Here is a 361-nt window from a genome sequence, read left to right as displayed (position 1 = left end):
CGGTTCGGGCGGTCTTGTTGGCGATTGCCACCGTGACGAGCCTCGTTGGCTTGCGTTCCAGCAGGGATCGGACCCAGGCCCCGGTTCGTGTCTGGGTGGTTTCAGCCCGCCGCGTCACCGACGTGGCGCCAACGACCAGCAGGCGACGCAGGTAGCAGTTGCCCATCTTCGACACCCGCCCCAGCCGCTCCTTTCCACCGGATGAGTTCTGTCGTGGCACGAGCCCCAGCCAGACCGCGAACTGCCGGCCCGAACGGAATACGGAGGGATCCGGAACGCTGACTGCGAGCGCCGTGGCGGTGATGATGCCCACGCCCGGGATCGTCTCGAGCCGCTGGCTTGCGGCGTTCTGCCGATGCCA

At 67.6% G+C, this 361-nt stretch carries 1 protein-coding gene; it reads right to left on the bottom strand.

The window, feature by feature from the left end:
* Positions 1 to 361 (bottom strand): transposase (locus EU800_RS26325; RefSeq protein WP_129636385.1); only part of this gene is annotated, 361 nt, incomplete at both ends.

The organism is Tropicimonas sp. IMCC6043 (assembly GCF_004146235.1).
Lineage (GTDB): Bacteria > Pseudomonadota > Alphaproteobacteria > Rhodobacterales > Rhodobacteraceae > Tropicimonas.
This window is presented reverse-complemented; position numbering and strand designations above follow the sequence as displayed.